General features: G+C 73.9%; 11 protein-coding genes. 4 read left to right on the top strand and 7 right to left on the bottom strand.

All coding sequences use genetic code 11. The features are described from left to right. The 4 genes from CCN39_RS44595 to CCN39_RS44580 all read right to left on the bottom strand — a co-directional run. A partial coding sequence (locus tag CCN39_RS44595; protein ID WP_143264398.1) for a type I polyketide synthase occupies nucleotides 1–1,488 on the bottom strand: 1,488 nt, incomplete at its 3' end. Then, on the bottom strand, nucleotides 1,485–3,230 hold the full coding sequence (locus CCN39_RS44590; RefSeq protein ID WP_086852860.1) for a fatty acyl-AMP ligase: 1,746 nt from the start codon (nucleotides 3,228–3,230) through the stop codon (nucleotides 1,485–1,487). The genes CCN39_RS44595 and CCN39_RS44590, both read right to left, overlap by 4 nt. A 93-nt stretch (nucleotides 3,231–3,323) precedes the next feature. Next, the gene (locus CCN39_RS44585; RefSeq protein ID WP_086852858.1) at nucleotides 3,324–4,709 is read right to left on the bottom strand and encodes an MFS transporter; all 1,386 of its coding nucleotides are present in this window, start codon (nucleotides 4,707–4,709) and stop codon (nucleotides 3,324–3,326) included. Then, nucleotides 4,706–6,718, bottom strand: a complete 2,013-nt coding sequence (locus tag CCN39_RS44580) for an MMPL family transporter (RefSeq protein WP_086852856.1) — start codon at nucleotides 6,716–6,718, stop codon at nucleotides 4,706–4,708. Before CCN39_RS44580 ends, CCN39_RS44585 begins: the two co-directional genes overlap by 4 nt. A gap of 282 nt (nucleotides 6,719–7,000) precedes the next feature. On the opposite strand from CCN39_RS44580, the gene CCN39_RS44575 reads away from it, so the two are divergent. The 3 genes from CCN39_RS44575 to CCN39_RS44565 all read left to right on the top strand — a co-directional run bounded on the left by CCN39_RS44575 (nucleotide 7,001) and on the right by CCN39_RS44565 (nucleotide 10,224). Further along, complete coding sequence (locus tag CCN39_RS44575; RefSeq protein ID WP_086852854.1) at nucleotides 7,001–8,248, top strand: PucR-like N-terminal domain-containing protein; 1,248 nt, start codon at nucleotides 7,001–7,003, stop codon at nucleotides 8,246–8,248. 118 nt (nucleotides 8,249–8,366) lie between these two features. Continuing rightward, nucleotides 8,367–9,458 carry an aldose epimerase family protein gene (locus tag CCN39_RS44570; RefSeq protein WP_086852852.1) on the top strand — a complete coding sequence of 364 codons (1,092 nt, stop codon included), beginning with the start codon at nucleotides 8,367–8,369 and terminating at the stop codon, nucleotides 9,456–9,458. Nucleotides 9,459–9,507: 49 nt separating this feature from the next. Next, nucleotides 9,508–10,224 carry a transporter substrate-binding domain-containing protein gene (locus tag CCN39_RS44565; RefSeq protein ID WP_086852850.1) on the top strand — a complete coding sequence of 239 codons (717 nt, stop codon included), beginning with the start codon at nucleotides 9,508–9,510 and terminating at the stop codon, nucleotides 10,222–10,224. A gap of 4 nt (nucleotides 10,225–10,228) precedes the next feature. Here the strand turns inward: CCN39_RS44565 and CCN39_RS44560 are convergent, their stop codons facing one another. The 3 genes from CCN39_RS44560 to CCN39_RS44550 form a co-directional block, all read right to left on the bottom strand. Next, entirely contained in the window at nucleotides 10,229–10,738 is a 510-nt protein-coding gene (locus CCN39_RS44560; protein WP_086852847.1) for a mycothiol transferase, read from the bottom strand. A gap of 71 nt (nucleotides 10,739–10,809) precedes the next feature. Further along, nucleotides 10,810–12,399 carry a hypothetical protein gene (locus tag CCN39_RS44555; RefSeq protein ID WP_143264397.1) on the bottom strand — a complete coding sequence of 530 codons (1,590 nt, stop codon included), beginning with the start codon at nucleotides 12,397–12,399 and terminating at the stop codon, nucleotides 10,810–10,812. Beyond that, a complete protein-coding gene (locus tag CCN39_RS44550) occupies nucleotides 12,396–14,390 on the bottom strand; it encodes a hypothetical protein (RefSeq protein WP_086852843.1) in 1,995 nt (664 codons plus the stop codon). Before CCN39_RS44550 ends, CCN39_RS44555 begins: the two co-directional genes overlap by 4 nt. Nucleotides 14,391–14,580: 190 nt before the next feature. Here CCN39_RS44550 and CCN39_RS44545 point away from each other — a divergent pair. Beyond that, nucleotides 14,581–15,692, top strand: a 1,112-nt coding sequence (locus tag CCN39_RS44545) for an AMP-binding protein (RefSeq protein ID WP_143264396.1), incomplete at its 3' end; no start/stop codon positions are given.

Here is a 15,692-nt window from a genome sequence, read left to right as displayed (position 1 = left end):
GTGCGCGTTCGTCCCGCCGAAACCGAACGCCGACACCCCGGCCCGCGCCGTCCCGGAATAGCGCGGCCAGTCCGTGCCCGCCGAGACCACCCGCAACCCGGTGAAGTCGATGTGCGGGTTCGGCGAACGGAAGTGCAGGCTCGCCGGGACCCGCCGGTGCGTCATCGACAGCACCACCTTCAGCAGCCCCGCGATCCCGGCCGCACCTTCGAGGTGGCCCAGGTTGCTCTTCACCGACCCCAGCAGCAGCGGCCGGTCCGGAGACCGCCCCGCCCCGAGCACCGCCGTCAGCGCGCCCGCCTCCAGCGGGTCGCCCAGCGGTGTCCCCGTCCCGTGCGCCTCGACGTAGTCCACAGAGGACGGATCGACCCCCGCCGTGGCGTACGCGTCGCGCAGCAACGCCGCCTGCGCTTCCGGGTTCGGTGCCGTCAGGCCGTTGGACCGGCCGTCGGAGTTCACCGCGCTGCCGCGGATCACCGCCAGCACCCGGTCGCCGCGGGCCGCCCGCAGCGGCTTCAGCACGACCACGCCGCAGCCCTCGCCGCGGGCGATTCCGTCAGCGGAGGCGTCGAACGGCTTGCAGTGGCCGTCCGCGGCCAGGACGCCCGCGCGGTGGAACCCGGCCGTGATGCCGGGCGAGAGCAGGACGTTCACGCCCGCGACCAGCGCGATCTCGCTCTCGCCGCGGCGCAGGCTCTGCACCGCCTGGTGCACCGCCACCAGCGACGACGAGCACGCGGTGTCCAGCGTCAGGCTGGGTCCGCGCAGGTCGAGCAGGTACGACAGCCGGTTCGCCGCGATGCTCGCCGCCGCGCCGGTGCCGGACCAGACGTCGACGCCGGCGACGTCGGTCATCGTCAGCGAGCCGTACTCGGTGGCCGACAGCCCGACGAACACCCCGGTCCGGCTGCCGCGCAGCGTGGCCGGCGGGATTCCCGCGTGCTCCAGCGCCGCCCAGGCGACCTCCAGGAGGATCCGCTGCTGCGGGTCCATCGCCGCGGCTTCCCGCGGCGTGATGCCGAAGAACTCGGCGTCGAACCCGGCGACGTCGTCGAGGAACCCGCCGCGCGCCGGCACGCCGACGAGGTCTTCGGCCGGGGCGAACGTCTCCCAGCGGCCCTCGGGGACGTCGCCGATGCCGTCGCCGCCCGCGTCGAGGAAGCGCCAGAAGGCTTCCGGGGACTCGATGCCGCCCGGCAGGCGGCAGCCGAGGCCGATGACCGCGATCGGCTCGCTTTCCTCGCGCAGGGGCACATACGCCGCCGGAGCATCCACAGTGGACAGGTGCTCGGCGAGCGCCGCGATCGTCGGGTACTGCCACACCAGGGTCGGGGCCAGCGGGCGGCCGACGAACTCGCCGAGGTCGGCCGCCAGGCTCGTCGCGTCCCGGGAGGACAGCCCGGTTTCGTGCAGCGGCCGGTCCACGTCCACGTCGCCGATCCGGGTGACGAGCCAGGCGCGGATCGCCGCGGCGTCCGGCGCGCTCATCCGAGCCGCCGCGCGGTGAGCGCGCCGTCCAGATAGGACATCCGGCTCCGGGCGCGGCTGATCTTGCCGCTGGAGGTGCGGGGCACCTCGCCCGGTGGCAGGAAGACGACGTCGTGGAGGCGCAGGCCGTGGCCGGCCGACACCGCCGCCCGCAGTGCCGCCGTGGCCTCGGCGATGTCCGTGTCGGTGTCTTTCGCGCGTTCCAGGACGACGACCGCGGCTTCCCCGTCGTCGCCGTCGATCGCGAAGGCCGCGGCCGAGTGCGGCCGGACGGCCGGGTGTTCCTCGACGGTCTGCTCGATGTCCTGCGGGTAGTGGTTGCGCCCGTCGACGACGACCAGGTCCTTCAGCCGGCCCGTCACGAACAGCTCGCCGTCGAAGACCACGCCGAGGTCGCCGGTCGCCAGCCAGCCCTCGCCGGTCTCCGGATCGAGCGGCGGCAGCCCGAAGGTGGCCGCCGACGCTTCCGCCCGGCCCCAGTACCCGCGGCCGACGTTCGGGCCGCTGACCTGGATTTCGCCGACTTCGCCCGGCCCGGCGGGCTGCCCGGTGACCGGGTCGGTGATGCGGACCCGCTGGCCGGCCGGGTGGCCGCACGAGACGAGCGTCGTGGCCGGCGCGCCGGGGCCGGCCGGCTCGGCGTACCCGGCGGCGAGCCGGGCCCGGTCGAAGGTGACCTGCCGCGGCTGTTTCCCCGCGCCGGTCACCGAAACCAGCACCGTGGCCTCGGCCAGACCGTAGGAGGACCGGTGCACCTCGGGCCGTAGCCCGCACCCGGCGAAGGCGTCGTGGAACTTCGCGATCGTCGCCGGCAGCACCGGTTCGCTGCCGTTGATCAGCGAGACGACCCGGCTCAGCTCGAGGTAGATCTTGTCGGCTTCGGTGACGCGGGAAGCGCAGTAGGCGTAGGCGAAGTTGGGGGCCGCGCTGATCGCGCCCGGGCTCGCCGAGAGCGCCCGCAGCCAGCGCACCGGCCGTTCGAGGAACGCCAGGGGGTCCATCAGGACCGCCTCCAGCCCGCCGGCCATCGGCGCGCCGATGCCGAGGATCAGCCCCATGTCGTGGAACAGCGGCAGCCAGCTGACCGCCGACGTGGTCCCGCTTTCGGCGCCGTAGGCGGCACACGCCTGGCGGGCGTTGGCGAGCACGTTGCGGTGGGTCAGCACGACCCCGGCCGGCGAGCGCGTCGAACCGGACGTGTACTGCAGGTAGGCCGGGGCGTCCGGATCGGGCTCGGGCCAGTCGCGCGCCGCGGCCGGCGGCACGGCGTCGACGTCGACCACCACCGGGTCGACCGGCGAACCGGTGAGGAACCGGGTGACCGCCTCGTGTTCCCCGGCCGTGGTCAGCACGACGCGCGGGCCGCAGTCGGCGAGCGCCGCGGCCAGCCGGCCCGCGTGCCCCGGCAGGCCGGGTGCGAACAGCGGCACGGCGACCAGTCCCGCCCGCAGCGCACCGAGGAACGCGACGACGTACCCGGCGGACTGCCCGGCCAGCACCGCCGCCCGCTCCCCCGGACCGGCCACTTCGGACAGCCGGGCCGCGACCGCCTCGACCCGCTCGTCGAGCTCGCGCCAGGTCAGCGTGACCGCCCGGCCGTCGGCGCCGTCGCGGTGGTCGAGGTGGGTCACGGCGATCCGTTCGCCGAGGCGGCGCGCCCAGTGACCCAGGAGGGTCGCGAAGGACTCGCCGGCGGCGACGGGGGCACCGGTGCCGGGAACCGGCCGGGAAATGGTTTCCAAGGCATCCTCGCAGAGAGCGTTTACCGGCGCAGTGAATAACCGCGCCGGTGCGGTTGTCAACGAATCGATCTCCGATACTCACGGGGAAACGGGTTACGGGACAGCACGTTTGTCACGCGGCGACGAGGTCTCGGCGGGGCGGGCCCCGGGCACGCGCACGGCCAGCAGCGCGCCGGCGAACGTCAGCCCGGCCGCGACGAGCAGGCCCGCGGTGTACCCGCCGGCCAGCGCCGCTCCGGCCGGAACGCCCGCGTCGAGCCGCGCCGCGCGCACCGACGTCAGCACCGCGCCGATCAGCGCGACGCCGAGCGCGCTCGACAGTTCCCGGCCCGCGGTGAGCAATCCGGACGCCGTGCCGGAATACCGCTGCGCCACGACGTCGAGCGCGTGCGACGTCATCGGGACGGTGAAGGCCGAGCCCGCGCCGATCAGGACCATGCCGGGCACACGCGGCCACAGCACGGGGACGTGGTTCACCGCGGCGAGGGCGAGCAGCCCGGCACCCACCACGGCCAGTCCCGCCGCTACCGTCCGAAGTGGACCGTAGCGGGCGACGGCGGCCGGCACCGGCGGTGTCGCGGCCACGACCGCCACCGCGACCAGCACCAGGGGCAGCCCCGCGCCGGCCGGGCCGAGCCCGAGGAACTCCTGGTGCAGCAACGGCGTGAAGAAGAAGATCCCGGAGATCCCCAGTCCCCACAGCAACTGCAGGCCGAGCGAGCCCAGGAACACCCGGTTCCCGGTCAGGGCCGGCGGGACCAGCCTCTCGGCCGCCCGCCGTTCCCGGACGAGGAACGCCACCCCGGACACGACCCCGGCGGCGAGCAGCGGGATCCGGAGCCGGGGTTCGGCCAGTGCGGTGGTGAGCAGCACCAGGCTCGTCGTCACCAGGACCATCGCCGACGCCGGTGGCGCGCGGGTGCCCGCGGCGCGGCCGGGTGGCACGGTCGACGGCAGCAGCACGAGCATCGCGGCCACGAACGGCAGGTTGACGAAGAAGATCCAGGCCCAGCCGCAGTATTCGCTCAGGACCCCGCCGAGCGCCGGGCCGAGGGCCAGCGCGGCCGCCAGGCAGGCCGTCCACACCGCCGCGCCGAGCGTCCGGCCGCGTGCGTCGAGGTTGGTGCGCAGCAGGCTCAGCAGGCCCGGCACCAGGAACGCGGCCGCCACGCCCTGGAGCACCCGGGCGGCGACCAGCAGCCACGCCGAGCCCGCCAGCCCGCCCGCCGCCGCGCCGGCGCCGAAGGCGAGGAGGGCGCCGGTCAGGGCCGGGCGCCGGCCCCAGCGGTCGACCAGCGCGCCCGCCACCGGCAGGAGCCCGGCGAACGGGAGCATGTACCCGAGCGCGATCCACTGCAGGGCACCGACGTCGAGCGCGAGCTCGCGGGCGATGGACGGCGCGCCCGCGGCGACGATCGTGTTGTCCAGCGTCGTGACGAACGCGCCCAGCGCGAGCACGACCAGGGTCCGCCGGGTCATCGCGTGCTCCCGAGCAGTTCACCGGCGACCACGGCCCTGCGGCGCGGGAACCACCAGTTCGCCGCCCCGAGCCGGACCATCACGGCGGGGACGAGCACGCACCGGACGACGACGGCGTCCAGGAGCACGGCGACGGTCAGCCCGACGCCGGCTTCGCGCACCACCCGGGCGTCGACGAACGCGAACGACACGAACACCAGCGCCATGATCAGCGCGGCCGCGGTGATGGTCCGACCGGTCGCCGCGACCCCGTCGACGATGGCCGCCCGCGTGTCGCCGTGGCGGCGCCACGCCTCCTGGATGCGGGCGATGAGGAAGACCTCGTAGTCCATCGACAGCCCGAACAGCCCGGCGAACAGGAACACGGGCAGGTAGGGCTCGATCGGGCCGCCGAAGGCGAACACCACCGCCCCGGTCGTCGCGGCCGCGGTCAGCAGGTTCATCACCGCCGCGGTGAGCGGGATCAGCACGCTGCGGAACACCCAGGCCAGCAGCAGGACCGAAATTCCGACGACGGCCGCGAGGAACAGCGGCAGCCGCGCGGTGATCGCCGCGGAAAAGTCCGCCCGGGCCGCGACGACCCCGCCGACGTGCGCGTCCGGGCTGCCGATGAGCTTGGCCATCACCCGCGTCGAAGCGAGCAGCTCGCCGGTGGCCGGATCACTCGGGCCGGTCCGCGGGAGCACCGTCAGCAGCCACACTCCTCCGGGCAGCTCGGCGGGCGCGGCGACGTCGGCGCTGGCGAGCAGGGCTTCCCGCAGCGTGCCCACCGATTCGCCGCCGCCGGTCCCGACCACCAGCAGCGGCGCGTCGGCGCCCGGTCCGAAACCCTCTTCCAGCAGCTCGGCGGCGGTCCGCGTGACGCTGCCGGGCGGGTCGAGTGCGGCGTCCGGCACGCCGAGCCGCAACCCGGTCATGGGGAGCGCGAGCACGGCCACGACCAGCAGCGCGGCGAGGGTGTACGGGCCGGGACGCGCGGTCACCGACCGGGCGAGCCGGGCCCACCGGCCGGTGCCGGCGTCCGGGCGCAGGCTCATCCGGCGGGCGAGGAGCCGCAGCAGCGCGGGCAGCAGGGTCAGCGCGGCGAACGCGGTCAGCAGCACCGAGACCGCGGCGGCGGCCGCGATCCCGTTCAGGAAGGGCAGGCCGACGGTGACCATCCCGGCCAGCGAGACGCACACGGTGACGCCGGCGAAGACCACGCTCCGGCCGGAGGTCGCGGCCGCGACGGCCAGCGCGGCCGCCGGCTCGGCACCGTCGCGGCGGCCCTGCCGGTAGCGGGTGAGCACGAACAGCGCGTAGTCGACGCCGACGCCGAGCCCGAGCAGCGCGGCGATCTCGGTGCTGATCTTCGGCACGGTCATGACGTGCGACAACAACGTCACCGCGGCCAGCGCGCAGCCCACCGAAACCGCCGCGGTGAGGACCGGCAGCAGCACGCAGGTCACCGAGCCGAACGCCACCAGCAGCACCACGGCCGCGGCGAGCAGGCCGATCCCGGCGTTGCCGAGGTCGGGGGCGGCGGCCGTCATCGCGGCGAGCTCTCCGGACGCCCCGGCGGTCAGCCCCTCGGCGTTGCGGACGGTGGCGGCGAGCGCGTCGGCCGTCCCCTGCCCGAGCTCGGCGGCCGGCGCGTCGAAGTGCACGGTGAGCACCGCCGTCCGCCGGTCCGCGGACACCTCGCCGGGGGGCGGATCGACGGACACGACGTGCGGCACCGCCGCCAGCCGGGCGGCGAGCGCGTCGAGCCGGGCGCGGCCCGTACCGGTGTCGACCGGGCCGTCCGGCGAGCGCACGACCACCCGTTCCCCGGCACCACCGGCACCACCGGCACCGGTGCCGCGCAGCAGGTTCGCCGCGGCCGTGCTGTCCGCGGCGGGCAGGTCCACGGTGTCGCGGAAGGCCGCGCCGGTGTGCAGCGCGGCGGAAACCAGCCCGCCCAGCGCCACCAGCCACAGCACGATGACGACGGCGGCCCGGCGGAAACACCAGGAAACGAGCGCCGTCATCGGTGTTCTCCTCCCGCGTGCCGGTTGATCACGCTAACAACGGGAAGGGGCGCGAAGATACCGTCGCGGTTCACAAATCGGATTGCCGAAACCTTTGCCCGGGTTAGTGTTCCGACTTTGTCCGGCAGGTGACAAACTCCGGTGCGGCCGTTGATCCCGGCGTGACAGAACCCGCTCCCGGCGCAGGGACGGCGGTTGCCAAGTCCGATCCCGTGTGAGTACATGACGTCCGCGCCGACGACGGCGCGAACCCTCCACGAGGCGCGGCAAGGGGTGTGAGCCATGACCCGGACGATCACGCAGGCGACGATCCCGCAGCCGCGGGGCACCGGCCGCGCACGGCAGCTGTGGTGCTCGCTGCCGACGGAACTCGCGCGCCGGTTCCGGCCGCACGCCGACCCGCTCGCCCGGCGCATCCTCGAGGAGGTCCAGCGGGCCGTCCCCGAGTACGCCAAGCCCCTCGAGGGCGAATTCGGCAAGATGATCGTGCTCGCGATCGAGCAGGCGGTCCTCAGCTGCATCGACAGCATCGAGGACCTGGCGTCCACACAGGACAATTGGGCGAAGCTGTTCGTGGAGGTCGGCAAGCGCGTCCACCACGACGGCGGCAGCCTCAATTCCCTGCAGGCCGCCTACCGCGCGGGTGGGCGCGCGGCGTGGCGCTACGTGGCCGAACTGGGCCAGGCGCACCGGTTTCCGGCGGCCGTGCTGTGCGTCGGCGCGGAAGCCATTTTCGCTTACGTCGAAGAGATTTCCTCGTATTCGGTCGAGGGGTACACCTTGGCACAGGCGATGGCGACCGGCACGCTCGAACGACGGCGGCGCCGGCTCTTCGAACTGCTGCTGGCCACCCCGCCGTCGTCCCCGGCCACTCTGGCGACGATGGCCACGGCGGCGCAATGGACGATGCCGGAGTGGGTCACGGTCGTCGCGCTCGACCCGCGGACCGACCAGCAGCCACCCCCGACCCCGCAGGTGGCCGGCGACGTGCTCGTCGACCTCGACGGCCCCGAGCCGTGCCTGCTGACCCCGAACCCGGACCGCGACCTGCGCGGCCTCGAAGGCCGCCTCCCGGGCTGGCGCGCGGCGGTCGGCCCCCGCGTCCGCCCGGCCGACGCGGCGACGTCGCTGCTGTGGGCCCGCCGCACGCTCGACCTGGTCCGCCGCGGCCTGGCCGGCGATGACCCGGTCACGCACACGGCCGACCACCTGGCCACGCACTGGCTGCTGATCGACCGCTTCCTGCTCGACGAGCTGTCGGCGAAGGCCCTGTCCCCGTTCGCGGGCCTGACGGTCAAGCAGCAGACCCGGCTGGCCGAGACGCTGCTGAGCTGGCTGGAGCACAACGGGAACACCCCGGAGATCGCGCAGGCGCTGCGGATCCACCCCCAGACGGTCCGCTACCGCGTGAGCCAGTTGAGCGAGCTGTTCGGCGACCGGCTGGCGGACCCGGCGAAGCGCCTGGAGATCCAGATGGCCCTGCGCGCCCACCGGCTGCTCGGCACCCGCCCGCCGACCGGCGACCGCTGACCGGGCCGAGGCCGCCTCCACTGCCCTGGAGCCGGCCTCGGTCCTTGACCGTGCGGGTCCGCCGCTTCTATCGTCTTCCCACGCTGTTAGCGCTAACAGCACGTTGGAGGACCCACCGATGACCCCACCCGAACTCACCCGGGAGCTGTTCGGCCAGGCCGGCGGCACCGACGTCCACCGGTACACGCTGGGACGTCCCGGCGGGCCGGTCGTGCGCGTGCTCGACTACGGCGGCGTCATCCAGTCGCTCGAGGCGCCGGACCGCGACGGCCGCCTCGGCAACGTCGTCCTCGGCTTCGCGGACCTCGACTCCTACGTCGCCAACAACCGGCCCGGCGCCGACCGGGTCTTCCTGGGCGCGGTGATCGGCCGGTTCGCCAACCGGATCGCCGGCGGCACCTTCACCCTCGACGGCGTCCAGTACCGGGTGCCCCTGAACAACGGCAAGAACAGCCTGCACGGCGGCCCCGCCGGGTTCGACACGCGAGTCTGGTCGGCGACCGAGATCCGGGACGGCGACGGCGTCGCCGTCCGGCTCACGCTGGTCAGCCCGGACGGCGACCAGGGCTACCCCGGCGCGCTCACCACCGAGGTCATCTACCGCCTCGACGCGCGCGACCGGCTGCGCATCAGCTACCTCGCGACCACCGACGCGCCGACCGTCGTCAACCTGACCAACCACACCTACTGGAACCTGGCCGGCGAAGGCGCGGGCGACGTCCACGAGCACCGCCTGGAGATCGCCGCGAGCCGGTTCTGCCCGACCGGCGACGACCTGATCCCGGCCGGCGACCCGGTCCCGGTCGAAGGCACCCCGTTCGACTTCCGCCGGCCGGCCCCGATCGGCGCCCGCGTCGGCGAGCCCGACCCCCAGCTGGTGATCGGGCAGGGCTACGACCACAACTGGGTGCTCGACGGCGGCGCGCCGCACGCCGCCCGCGCGTGGGACCCGGCGTCCGGGCGCCTGCTCACCATGTGGACGACCGAGCCGGGCCTGCAGTTCTACTCGGGCAACTACCTCACCGCGAACCTCACCGGCACCAGCGGCCGGCCGTACCACCGCGGCGCCGGCTTCGCGCTGGAGGCCCAGCACTTCCCGGACTCCCCCAACCGGCCGGACTTCCCCAGCACGGTGCTGCGGCCCGGCGAGGTCTACCACCAGGAGACCGTGTTCGCCCTGACCACCGCGGACGAGCCGCCGGTGGCGTGAGCGACACTCGCGGGGCGCGCGCGGAGTCCCGCCGCTAGCCTCGCCGGTCATGGGAGATCTTTCCGCCGTCACCCGGGACCTCGCGCCCACCGGCACGCTGCGCGCCGCGATCAACCTCGGCAATCCCGTGCTCGCGCACGGCACGCCGGCGGAACCGGGCGGCATCACGGTCGACCTCGCGCATGAGGTGGCGGCGCGGCTGGCCGTCCCGGTGGAGTTCGCCTGCTTCGACGCGGCCCGGAAGGCGTTCGAGGCGCTGACCTCGGGCGCGGCCGACCTGGGCTTCCTGGCGATCGAGCCGGCCCGCGCGGACCGCGTGACGTTCACGGCGCCGTACGTCCTCATCGAAGGCGTGTACGTCGTCGCGGACGGCTCGCCGCTGGCTTCGCCGGCCGACGTCGACCGGCCGGACGTCCGGATCGGCGTCAAGCAGGGATCCGCGTACGACCTGTACCTGACCCGCACGCTCCGGCAGGCCACGATCGTGCGCGGCGAGGACGGTGTCACGGCGTTCGAGGCCGGCGGGCTGGAGGTCGCCGCCGGGATCCGCCAGCCGCTGACCGCCTACGCCGCCGCCCACCCCGGGACCCGGGTGCTCCCGGGACGCTTCATGGAGATCCGGCAGGCGGTCTGCACCACCCCGGACCGCCGCCCGGAGACGGTCGCGTTCCTGCACGAGCTGGTCGAAGAGCTGAAGGCCACCGGGTTCGTGGCCGAGGCCCTGCGCCGCGCGCACCAGGACGCCACGGTCGCGCCGCCCGCCTGAGGCGCTACTTGCCGGTCACGCCGTCGATCAGCTCGCGGCCGACGTCCACGTGCCCGGCGTGCCGGGCGAAGCTCTGCACCAGGTGGCACAGGATCCACGCGAACGTGGGGTGCTCTTCGGCGCCGCCGCGGCGGGTGGTGCGGACGGCCCGGCCGTCCAGCGGGGTGACGGCGGCGAGCCGGGCGCAGTTTTCGCGCTCCGCGAGGAAGAACGCCGTGATGTCCGCCGAAGGTTCCGCCGGCGCGACGAACCACTCCTGCTCGGCGGTGCGGGGCCAGGTGAAGTCGACGTCCTCGCCGGCGAAGAGGTAGCGGATCCAGAAGCGTTCGGTGCAGGCGAGGTGCTTGACCATGCCCAGCGGCGTCCAGCCCGACGGCAGCACGCTGCGGCGCAGGTCGTGTTCGGAGAGGCCGCCGAGCTTGCGGAGGATGGCGGTGGCGCTGTGGTCGAGGTAGCCCAGCAGCAGCGCGCGCGGATCGGCCAGCGTGGGTGCGGGTTCGGGCGTCTCGACCATGATCGAAAAGCTACTGGGCGGCGGCCCGCGGCACCGTGTTCCCGCGCCCTCACGACGGGGTGACCGGCGGGTCAGATCGACGTGGCCGCCCAGTGCCCGAGCCAGAACTCCCGCCACACCACCGTGACCTCCCGGACCGCGAACCCGCCCGGGTCCTCGTCCAGCGCGGTCTTCCACGCGTCTTCCAGCCCGACGCACAGTTTCGACGGCGCGATCTCCACCGCCGTGCTGGTGAACCGCTGCTGGACGAGGTTCAGCGGCACCGAGAACTTGCCCTTGCCCCGCAACAGGGAATTGCCCAGATCCCGGCAGATGAGGTATTCGAGGTTCGGGGCGTCGCGGGCTTCCGCGCCGGCCGCGTCCCCTTCCGGCAGCGGGAAACCCATGTAGTCGAAGGCCTGCCGCAGCGCCCGCACGGCGACGGAGATGCCGCGCGAAGTCCGTTCCATCTGCCACGAGATCCAGATGGCCAGCCGGCGCTGGGCGGCCGGGTGCACCACCGGCACCACCGGGCCGGCCAGCGTCTGGTAGTCACCGGCCCGCTCCCACAGGTGGTCGCCCAGCTCCTGGCCGTGCTTGCCGGTGGCCACCTTGGCGAACCCGGCGAACATGGTGGTGATCGCCGTGCGGGGGTCTTCACTGCTGTGGGCGACCGGCAGCGCGACGTCCTCCGCCGGGGTGACCACGCCGAGCTGGAGGTGGATGAACGCGAGGTCGTCCAGCAGCGTGATCGACACCCCGACGACGCCGATCTCCGGGAACTGCAGCAGCAGCGACACCAGCGCGTGCGTCGACCCGACCCGCGCCGGGCCCACGAAGGTGACCGGGATGATCGTGGACAGCACACCTTCGGGTGCTTCGGCGGGGTGCGGCTCCTCGACCGGGTGGGCGCGGATGCGGAACCAGTTGCCGGTGCGGTGCCCGAGCCGGGTGTCGGCGAGCCAGAGCCGGAACCCGCGTTCGTCGCAGTACCGGATGATCCGTTCCGCGATCTCGAACGTCAGTTCGGCGCTCGGGTGCTGCAGCGCGATCGAGAACCGGACGGCCAGCGACGCGGCCCGCGGGATCCGCTCTTCGCGGTATTCGGCCTCGACCTCCACGGGCAGCTGCACCGGGCACTGGAGGGACAGCAGCGGTGCGCGGGCCACCTCGACGGCGATCTGGCTGAGCGTCACCAGCAGGTTCTTGATCTGGTTGCCGTGGCTCAGCCGCAGTTTCGCGGGCTCGTCGGCGATCGCGATGATGCCTTCGAAGCGGCGGTCGGATTCGGCGAGGAACGTCAGGTTCGGCCGTGCCGTCCCGCGGAACACGTGGCTCAGCTCGTCCGAACCGAAATCGAGCTCCGGTTCGACGGTGCTGCCGTGGTCGCGGATCCGGAGCCGGTCGGGCTTCTCCCCGGTCCGGATGCCGACGACCAGCCCGGCGCCGTGGGCGCTCGAGGAGAGCGTTTCCAGGAAGAACCGGGACTTCGGCTCGCTGCGGCCCTCTCCCGTCACGAGCCCGACGAGGTAGCCGGGCCGGTCGACGAGGTGGTGCACCTCGAAGTCCACCTCGGTCAGCGGCTGCCGCAGCGACCAGTAGCCCGCCCGCGCGAGGTTGGCCAGCGCGTGCGCCGAACGGGCCTTCGGCGCGTCGCCGGTCATGTCCGTCCCTTCGCTCATGAAAGTGACCCCGAGGAGGAGAAGATCGCGTCCGGCGTCCGCCGCCGCTGCTTGCTCGTCCCCCGGCCGTCGACCCAGTGCGGCGCGCCCATCAGGTGCAGCTCCTCGGCGTCCTGGCGCTGGTCGCGGCGGCGGCTCCACGCCGAGCGGATCGGCGGCACGAGGGCGATCGCCGCGAGCAGCGGCACCACGGTGGCCAGCCCGAACGCGACGGGCAGGACCGACCGCGCGGAGTCCGCGGCGATGGCCGCGCACAGCAGGGCCATCGCCCCGATGCAGACGTGCGCCACCAGCCGCGGCAGCGCGCGCAGGTGCCCCGCCACGGAATGCCGGTCCGGCAGCGGCAGCCGCGAGTAGAGGAACCCCGGGACGAGCAGCAGTACGGCGATCAGCGCCCCGGGACTGTTCGACGCGCGCAGCCGGACCGCGCCGGGCCCCCAGTACGGCCAGAAGTGGTGGCCCGCGAAGGTGGCCGCGGAATACGCGATGAGGGCGACGGACAACGCGTACAGCAGCACCGTCGTCGGGCTCGACGGCGTGGCGTCGCGCAGCAGGATCCCGGCCCGGGTGCGGATCTGCGCGCCGTCGAGGGAGCGGACGGCCCGCCGTCGCCAGTAGACGCTGGCCTGGTTGCTGGTCGGGTTGTCCTCGGTGGCGAGGTCGTATTCGAGTTCCTGCGCCTCGAGCTCCCGGGCCGCCTGCCCGAGCTTGGCCGGCTCGACGAGCGGGTGCCGGATCAGCGAGTTGTCGAGCGCGGCGCCGTCGGCGACGGCTTCCCCGGAGATCGCCGCCCAGCCCAGCTCGGCCACGCCGGGCAGGTGCTGTTCCGGAACGGCGATCCGGGCGTGCTCGGCGTCCCACTGCCGGCGGCGGAGCAGGTCGGCGAGGCGGCGGAGGGTCGTCTGGGTCTGCAGCTCGAGGATCTTCGAGTAGGGCGACTTCCGCGGCGGCGCGGCCTCCGGCCCCAGCCGCGCCGCCAGGGCCTTCAGGTCGCTGACGAGCTCGCCCGCGAGGCCCTGGTCGGCGTCGGTCCGGAGGTAGATCTTCTGGATCTGCACGCCGGGCGCGGTCTCGACGACGAGGTGGTAGGACCGCAGGCTCGCCGGGATGGCGCCCTCGTACTGGACGAGGTACCCGCGGCTGCTGGCCCGCAGCGTCCCGCTCCACGACCACCGGGTTCTCGGCTTCTCCACCGCGAGCGGCGCCTCGTAGGTGAGCAGGTGCTCGTCGGCCCCGCGGTCCATGGCGACGACGAGCAGGTAGTTGTTGACGGCGACGTCCAGCAGCGCGAAGTAGTCCCCGAGCGGCTCGCGGTAGTCGGCGAGCAGCTTCAGCGCCTTCCGGCGGCATTCGGCCGCGTGCCCGGCCGCCATCCCGGGCGTCAGGTCCCGCGGGTGCGGCACGGTCGGCCGGCTGCGGTCGGTCAGCAGCGCGAGCAAGGCCGCCTGGATCAGCCAGCGCGGTTCGTGGTCCTGGTAGAGCAGGCGGGCCAGCGGCTCGTCCCGCCGCGCGTCGGGGAACCCGGTGAGGATGCCCCGCAGCAGGCGGTAGAGCCCTGAGGCGAGCAGCCGTGAGGTCTCGTACTGGGTGAGCCGCGGCAGTTTCCGGCCCGCGGCGTCCCGCACGTCGACGGGCGCGGCCGTCCGGGAGAGCCGGGAGACGGGCACCCACATCTCGGAGGCGACGAAGGCCTGGCCCTCCTTGTGGTCCGCGCCGTCCGGGCTGTGACTGGTGATGCTGCGGAACAGTTCGGACGCTTGCCGCTGCCCTTCGTCGAGCATCCCGAGCCGGACGTCCACCTCGGTGATCCGCCGCGCGACCCGGTGGTCGACCAGCGAGATCCGTTCGGTCAGCCGCCGCACGTGGTTGAGCCGCAGCGCGGTCTCCAGGAAGGAAAGCCCCACGGCGGCCCCGTCGAGCGACAGGCGGGGCGGCGCTCCCGGCACCGGCATCGACCGGATGGCCTCCTCCAGCAGCGAGAAACCGTCCATTCGCCTTCCCTCCCCAGGTGCCGCCCCGGATGCACCGGCGGGGACTAGGTCGGCGAATCACCCTCCAGGGTTACAAGGCCAACGGCATGGCTCTCCGGTTGTGGTCGTCATCGATCCGACATTGCGTCTTCTCGACGGTCGCAACGAGTGCTACGTTCCAGGTGGTGCCGGTCAAGACCGAGGAGCTGCGATGACGCTTTCTCCCAGCGCCCACACGGACTCGTTCTGCCGCGACCGGCTGCCGCCCGCCGACCAGTGGCCGCGGCTGGTGTTCGACCTGCCGGAGCTGCACTACCCCGACCGCCTCAACGCCGCGACGGCGCTGCTCGACGACACCGCCGCCCGCTTCGGCCCGGACCGCCCCTGCCTGCGGTCACCGCACGAGACGTGGACCTACGGCGACGTCCTGGCCCGCGCCAACCGCATCGCGCACGTCCTCACCGCCGAGCTCGGTGTCGTGCCGGGCAACCGCGTGCTGCTGCGCGGCACCAACACCCCGTGGCTGGCGGCGTGCTGGCTCGGCGTCCTCAAGGCCGGAGCGGTCGCCGTCACGACGATGCCGATGCTGCGCCGCGGCGAGCTCACCAAGATCACCGGGCGGGCCCGGCCCACGGTGGCCCTCTGCGACGAGCACCTGCTCGACGAGCTGCCGCCGGACCTGCCGGTGGTGCCCTACGGCACCGAGCAGGCCGAACTGGCCGAGCGCTGCGCCCGGCACCCGGCGGCCTTCGCCGACGTCCCGACGGCCGCCGACGACGTCGCCCTGCTCGCCTTCACCTCCGGCACGACCGGGACACCGAAGGCCACCATGCACTTCCACCGCGACCTGCTCGCCATCGCCGACACGTTCTCCCGCCACGTCGTCCGGCCCACCCCGGACGACGTCTTCTGCGGGACACCGCCGCTGGCCTTCACCTTCGGCCTGGGCGGCCTCCTGGTGTTCCCGCTGCACGCCGGTGCCTCGGTGCTCCTCGTGGAACGCGCGACCCCCAAGGAGCTCGCCTCGATCGTCGCCGAGCACCGCGTGACGGTGCTGTTCACCGCCCCGACCGCCTACCGCGCGATCCTCGGCGCCGGCGACGGCCCCTCGCTGGCCGGCGTCCGCCGCGCCGTCTCCGCCGGGGAAGCCCTCCCCGCCGCCGTGGCCGAGCAGTACCGCGAGACCGTCGGATCACCGTTGATCGACGGCATCGGCAGCACGGAGATGCTGCACGTGTTCATCTCCGCAGCCGGCGACGACGCCCGCCCCGGCCGGACCGGCAAGGTCGTCCCCGGCTTCCGCGCGGCCGTCCTGGCCGCCGA

Source organism: Amycolatopsis kentuckyensis, assembly GCF_002155975.1.
GTDB lineage: Bacteria > Actinomycetota > Actinomycetes > Mycobacteriales > Pseudonocardiaceae > Amycolatopsis > Amycolatopsis kentuckyensis.
This window is presented reverse-complemented; position numbering and strand designations above follow the sequence as displayed.

Excerpts from the sequence above, each read along its gene's own strand:
- CCN39_RS44585 (WP_086852858.1), bottom strand. The coding sequence starts at position 4,709 with ATGACCCGGCGGACCCTGGTCGTGCTCGCGCTGGGCGCGTTCGTCACG.
- CCN39_RS44580 (WP_086852856.1), bottom strand. The coding sequence starts at position 6,718 with ATGACGGCGCTCGTTTCCTGGTGTTTCCGCCGGGCCGCCGTCGTCATC.
- CCN39_RS44575 (WP_086852854.1), top strand. The coding sequence starts at position 7,001 with ATGACCCGGACGATCACGCAGGCGACGATCCCGCAGCCGCGGGGCACC.
- CCN39_RS44570 (WP_086852852.1), top strand. The coding sequence starts at position 8,367 with ATGACCCCACCCGAACTCACCCGGGAGCTGTTCGGCCAGGCCGGCGGC.
- CCN39_RS44565 (WP_086852850.1), top strand. The coding sequence starts at position 9,508 with ATGGGAGATCTTTCCGCCGTCACCCGGGACCTCGCGCCCACCGGCACG.
- CCN39_RS44560 (WP_086852847.1), bottom strand. The coding sequence starts at position 10,738 with ATGGTCGAGACGCCCGAACCCGCACCCACGCTGGCCGATCCGCGCGCG.
- CCN39_RS44555 (WP_143264397.1), bottom strand. The coding sequence starts at position 12,399 with ATGAGCGAAGGGACGGACATGACCGGCGACGCGCCGAAGGCCCGTTCG.
- CCN39_RS44550 (WP_086852843.1), bottom strand. The coding sequence starts at position 14,390 with ATGGACGGTTTCTCGCTGCTGGAGGAGGCCATCCGGTCGATGCCGGTG.